Annotated in this window: 5 protein-coding genes; 4 read left to right on the forward strand and 1 reads right to left on the reverse strand. The window is 46.5% G+C overall.

The window, feature by feature from the left end:
* Window positions 1-1,667: dihydrofolate reductase (locus GX419_02325; protein ID NLI23529.1), on the reverse strand; the 1,667-nt coding region annotated here is incomplete at its 3' end.
* Between the two features lie 104 nt (window positions 1,668-1,771).
* Between GX419_02325 and GX419_02330 the strand changes: the two genes are divergently transcribed.
* From GX419_02330 to GX419_02345, 4 genes are all read left to right on the forward strand, one after another.
* Window positions 1,772-2,629, forward strand: a complete 858-nt coding sequence (locus GX419_02330) for a hypothetical protein (protein NLI23530.1) — start codon at window positions 1,772-1,774, stop codon at window positions 2,627-2,629.
* Window positions 2,630-2,759: 130 nt separating this feature from the next.
* Entirely contained in the window at window positions 2,760-3,599 is an 840-nt protein-coding gene (locus GX419_02335) for an alpha/beta hydrolase (GenBank protein NLI23531.1), read from the forward strand.
* A gap of 12 nt (window positions 3,600-3,611) precedes the next feature.
* Window positions 3,612-4,526 carry a CPBP family intramembrane metalloprotease gene (locus GX419_02340; protein ID NLI23532.1) on the forward strand — a complete coding sequence of 305 codons (915 nt, stop codon included), beginning with the start codon at window positions 3,612-3,614 and terminating at the stop codon, window positions 4,524-4,526.
* A gap of 253 nt (window positions 4,527-4,779) precedes the next feature.
* On the forward strand, window positions 4,780-6,050 hold a 1,271-nt coding region (locus tag GX419_02345; protein ID NLI23533.1), incomplete at its 3' end, for a TrpB-like pyridoxal phosphate-dependent enzyme.

Consider the following 6,050-nt stretch of genomic DNA (forward strand, 5'->3'; position numbering starts at 1 on the left):
CCAAACAACTGCTGCAACGATTCAAAATCCTGAACGAGAAAATACGTTTTTCCCCCTTTGCTATACTGGCGTATAATTCCTTTATCCTTTCCTTGCTCAAAACACCAGCGTGCAATGAGTGCCCTGTTTCGCATATGCGCTTCTTCAATCGGCTTTCCGTATTCCACGCGCACCAGTTGCGTAAAAAGACCGGCCCTGATGTAGGCCATGTATTCAGCCCGCGCCGCATCCTGATGGGGTAAAAGCCCCAGTTCAAGAACTTTCGGATGATACATGAAATACAATGCATACAGGTCTGCCCGTGTTTCTTCTATTACCGAGTGATACTGCATGAGCGCATCCGGCCGCACACCGGGAAGCAATTGCCCTGAACCATGTCCCAGACATTCATGCATGTCGGTATGCAGATTGTCGGCCAGCAATCCATACTTTTTTATCAGTTCAACTTCTTCCTTACTGGAAGCAAATTCTTCCAGAAATCCGTCATGCAGCGAAGCGTAATGATATGCTTCCGTGATGTTGCTCAGTGTCACAGACTTTGAACCATGCTCCTTTCTGATCCAGTCGCTGTTAGGAAGATTGATCCCGATCGGAGTGGCCGGATGGCAATCTCCTCCCAGCATACAAACATGTACCGTTCTGGCTGAAATTCCTGTAACTGCTTTCTTTTTGAAACGGATGTCCACCGGTGAGTGGTCTTCAAACCATTGTGCATGGGCTGCAAGAATTTGTGTCCGCCTGGTTGATTCTTCATCTATTATATAAACCACCGATTCCCATGTTGCTTTAAATCCAAGTGGATCATTGTAGGTTTCAATAAACCCGTTTATAAAATCAACCGGTTGGGAGGTTTCTTTAACCCAGAAAATATTGTACCTGTCAAACATTGCCAGGTCGCCGGAAGTATAAAAATCAACCAGGGTGCGGATAATCTCCTTTTGCTCATAGGATGCAACCTCCATGGCTTTGCTGAGCCAGTAGATGATGCGTACTATGGCTTTGTCATACATGCCTCCCGCTTTCCAGAAACATTCCTTTAATTGCCCGTTTTCTTTGACCAGTTTGCTGTTTAGGCCTACTGATACTGGACGTTCTCCCGCCTGCTCCAGCATGGCCCTGTAAAATGCCAGTGCTTCATTTTCAGTAACATGTTCGTAAAAGTTAACGGCCGAATGAAGCAGTTTGTCCCGGTCAGGCGAGAAATCAACCTTTTTGGGAAGCACTTCCGGGCGGAACAGCAAGGGAAGTAATGTTTTCAACAGATTTTCAGGCTGGACCGGGATTAATGACACATCGCTTTCCTCGAGCAGATTCCGGAAATACTCTTCTGAAAATCCCGGCTGAAGTTTGTCATTGGAATAATGGTGGTAAATGCCATTGGCAAACCATATTCTTTTCAAATACGTTTCAAATTGCCTGAAATCATCTGAATCTCTCTTTCCCCTGAAAGTCTTGTAGATCGTTTCCAGTGTATGTCGTATCAGCAGATTGAATTTGCCATTCTGGTCATAGATGATATCCCGGCCGCTAAGAGCAGCACGGGAAAGAAAATACAGCAGTTTTTTTGTCTGCAGAGGCAGTTCTTCAAAACCATCAACGCGGTAACGAAGTATTCTTACATCGGCAAACTGCTCAAGAGGCCTGTAAAAATCATCTTCCCTCCTCATAATAAAGATACTTTTCCTGCAAAGCTAATGTTTGATTTGATCAAAACCGGCCGGAAGAAGAAAAATATCAACTGAACTTTTTACCTTTGAAATCACTATTGATTATGGAAACAGTCTATCTTAACGGAAAATACCTTTCTTCTGCAGAGGCTCTGATTTCTCCGAACGACAGGGGTTTTCTCTTTGCCGACGGTGTATATGAAGTTATGCGCTGGTACGGAAGCGGATTTCTTGCCGGGCACTTGCATCTGAAACGGCTGAAACGAAGCCTGCATGAGATTCGCCTTTTTTCTGCCGAAGCCGATAATTTTCTTTCGATTGGCAGGGAACTGATCCGAAGAAACAACCTGGATGGACAGCAGGCTCTGGTGTATTTTCAGATTACCCGTGGTACCGCTCCGCGCACCCATCAGTTTCCCTTGCCTCCCGTTGCACCAACATGTTATGCATTTGCAAAAGCAGTCGTCCCTGACCAGGATACCGGCGCATCGGGGGTAAATGTCGGATTGGTCAATGATATACGATGGAGCAGATGTGATATAAAATCCATTGCTCTCTTGCCCAATATCCTTGCATACCAGGAAGCCGTTGAAAAGGGATACTATGAAAACCTTTTTGTTCGCAACGGCATTATTACCGAAGCTACCCACTCCAATATTTTTTTTGTTCGTGGCGGAAAGGTACTGACCCATCCTGAATCAGTCTACATTCTTTCCGGAATAACAAGAACCCTGACACTTGACTTATGCCGGATGCTCGGAATCACTGTGGAGGAAAGAGCTTTAAGTTCCGATGAACTGCCGTATATTGAAGAGGCCTTTCTTACCAGCACTTCAGCGGAAGTATTGCCTGTTACGCACCTGGAAGGTGTTCCTGTTGGCTCAGGCGGGCCCGGCCCGGTTACCCTCACCTTGCAGAGCGCTTTTAGGGAAATGGTGGAAAAGGAAATCCGGCCTGAATAATTTTTTTCCAGATTCTCTAATTTAACATCTTTATAACCAAGAAATAGTAACGGCAATGACAACACAAAAACCTTTCAGGATTTTTCTCTCCTTAAAAAGATTTGCTTTATTTACAGTGTTTTTATCACTGATGACACCTTCAAGATCGCAGGATTCCATTTATCTCTGGACTCAGGGTGCTCCGGGCGCTCTCGGCGACAAACCCGAAGATAAACCCTGTCTGTTTATCTACCGTGCCCCTGCGGAATTGGCCAGCGGAGCGGCTGTGATTATCTGTCCGGGCGGAGGATATGTCGGGCTTTCCATGGATCATGAAGGAAAACAGATAGCACAATGGTTTAACCGGCATGGCGTCACCGCCTTTGTGCTCCGGTACCGCCTCAGCAGATGGGATTTTAAAAAGTACATGCATCCCATTCAGATGATGGATGGCCTTAGGGCCGTGAGGCTCGTGCGTTACAATGCCGAAACGTTCGGAATTGATCCGCACCGGATAGGGATTATGGGCTTTTCGGCAGGGGGGCATCTTGCTTCGACGGTTGGAACACATTTCGACGGCGGGGATCCTAAAGCCCCTGACCCTGTTGACCGGACAAGCTCACGGCCCGATTTTATGATCCTCGGATATCCGGTTATCAGTTTTACCACAGAATACACCCACAGAGGTTCCCGTGAACATTTAATCGGAAAAGACCTGAATCCTGAACTTGCCCGCTACCTGAGCAATGAGCTTCAGGTAACAACCCTTACTCCACCGACCTTTCTGTTCCATACCGATGAAGACGACGGCGTACCTCCTGAAAACAGTGTACTTTTTTACCTCGCACTTCGGAAAGCCAATGTACCTGCCGAGTTACATATTTACCAGAAAGGAAAACATGGCGTAGGATTTGCCCCGAATGACCCGGTGCTTTCTACCTGGGCTGACCGGCTGGCCGACTGGATGAAGATAAACGGATGGATGAAATAAAAAGGAATCAGAATGTATTTTCAAAAAGCTTCTGAAGGACAAAATCAATTCTGGCGATATGCCGTAACAGTTCTTCTTGTCATTGTTTTTTCCCAGGTCCTCGGATCCATTCCCATCTTACTGGCTTTCCTGTTCAGAGGGTTTTCGGCCGCTGGTCCTCCAGCAACTGCTAATCCCCTCGACTTTGCTTCCTGGGGTATCAACCCGAACGTCGGACTTCTTTTGATCATCTTCCCCTTTGCGATGGGTTTGATTGGTTTATGGACCGGCATACGTTTTATTCATAACAAACCATTTAAGGCGGTACTGACCGGTTACGAAAATGTAAGGGTGAACAGGATTTTACAGGGGTTCCTTCTCTGGTTCCTTTTAATGGGTGTTTCATTGATTGTCCATCTGCTCATTGAGAAGGAGAGCTTTGTATTGCAATTCAGCCCGGTGCTCTTTTTACAGCTTATACTGGTTGCCTTTTTGTTTCTCCCGTTGCAAACCAGTTTTGAGGAAATCCTTTTCCGGGGCTATTTCATGCAGGGCTTTGGATTGTTGTTCCGCAACCGGTGGCTTCCCCTGTTGGTTACATCTTTGATATTCGGACTGCTGCATTTTTTTAATCCTGAAGTAAAGGAGTTTGGTTTCTGGCTCACCATGCCGCAATATATAGGATGGGGATTGTTTCTGGGTCTGCTGGTGGTTCTTGACGGCGGACTGGAACTTCCGCTTGGCATCCATGCGGCTAACAATATTTTTATTTCGCTGTTCGTAACCCACAAAAGTTCGGCATTGCAGACGCCCTCCCTGTTCAGGGTCACAAGCATTAATCCGGCATATGACATGGTTGAATTTTTTCTGATGACTGTTCTTTTCCTCATTCTTGCCCAGTGGTTGTACCGATGGAATTCATGGAAGAAACTGACAGGAAGTATTTGAATTAATCCGGTATATTTTATTGGAAACTTCTCCTTCACTTGCATTTTTAAAATTTGTTTTTACATTTGCTACCGGATAATGATAAAATTATGCGATACATTTTTGCAGTTGCTTACTGGTGGTGCTGGCGTCCTTTCAGGAATGCGGTTGTAAGCAATATGCCCTGATTTTTATACGATAAGAAATAATAGCGGAGGCAGGTTGTTTACAACCTGCCTCTGTTTTTGTATAACCTTTTAAAAGAAAAAAGAAGATGAGCAAGTTCAGAAAAATTAATCTCGACGAAAGGCAAATGCCCGACAAATGGTATAACATTATGGCCGATATGCCCAACAAACCCCTTCCCATGTTGCATCCGGCCACCAAGCAACCTGTGAAGCTTGAAGACATGACCCCGCTCTTCCCTGTGGAATTGTTGAAACAGGAAATGAGTACCGAGCGATGGATTGAAATCCCTGAAGAAGTGCAGGATATCTACAAGGTCTGGCGGCCTACTCCCCTTCACCGTGCTATGAACCTCGAAAAGGCCCTCGATACTCCGGCTAAAATTTATTTCAAGAATGAAAGTGTGAGTCCGGCCGGTTCACACAAACCCAATACCGCTGTAGCCCAGGCCTATTATAATTACAAGGAAGGAGTGAAGAGACTGACAACTGAAACCGGAGCCGGACAGTGGGGGAGTGCCCTGGCGTATGCCTGCGATATTTTTGGCCTTGAACTTCAGGTATTTATGGTACGGATAAGCTACGAACAAAAACCATATCGTAAAATGATGATGAATACCTGGAACGCCAATGTGGTACCTTCTCCCAGTCCGCTTACCGAAGCCGGCCGTAAAATCCTGGCCGAACATCCTGACTCTCCCGGATCACTCGGTATTGCCATCTCCGAAGCAGTAGAGATGGCGGTCAAAGACCCTGATACACGCTATTCACTGGGATCTGTCCTGAATCACGTTCTGCTCCATCAGACCATTATCGGCCAGGAAGCTATCAAACAGATGGAAATTGCCGGCGATTTTCCTGACGTGGTTATTGGATGCTTTGGCGGTGGTTCCAATTTTGCCGGAATTTCCTTCCCTTTCCTGCGCCTGAAGCTCACGGAAGGGAAAAAAATACGGGCTGTTGCCGTAGAACCGGCCTCCTGTCCCAAACTTACCCGCGGTACGTTTACTTACGACTTCGGGGATACTGTCGGTATGACCCCTCTGATCCCCATGTACACCCTCGGCCATAATTTCATTCCGGCCAAAATCCATGCCGGCGGTTTGCGTTATCATGGCGCCGGAGCCATTGTGAGCCAGCTTCTGAAAGACCAGATTATTGAGGCAATAGCAATACCCCAGCTGGAAACTTTTGAGGCCGGAGTTCTATTTGCCCGGACCGAAGGGATCATTCCTGCACCCGAAAGCACCCATGCCATTGCTGCAGCCATCCGGGAAGCCAAAAAGGCTAAAGAAGAAGGTGTTTCCAGAACGATTCTTTTCAATCTGTCAGGTCACGGAATCATTGACCTTGCGGCCTA

The organism is Bacteroidales bacterium (assembly GCA_012517825.1).
Classification (GTDB): domain Bacteria; phylum Bacteroidota; class Bacteroidia; order Bacteroidales; family JAAYUG01; genus JAAYUG01.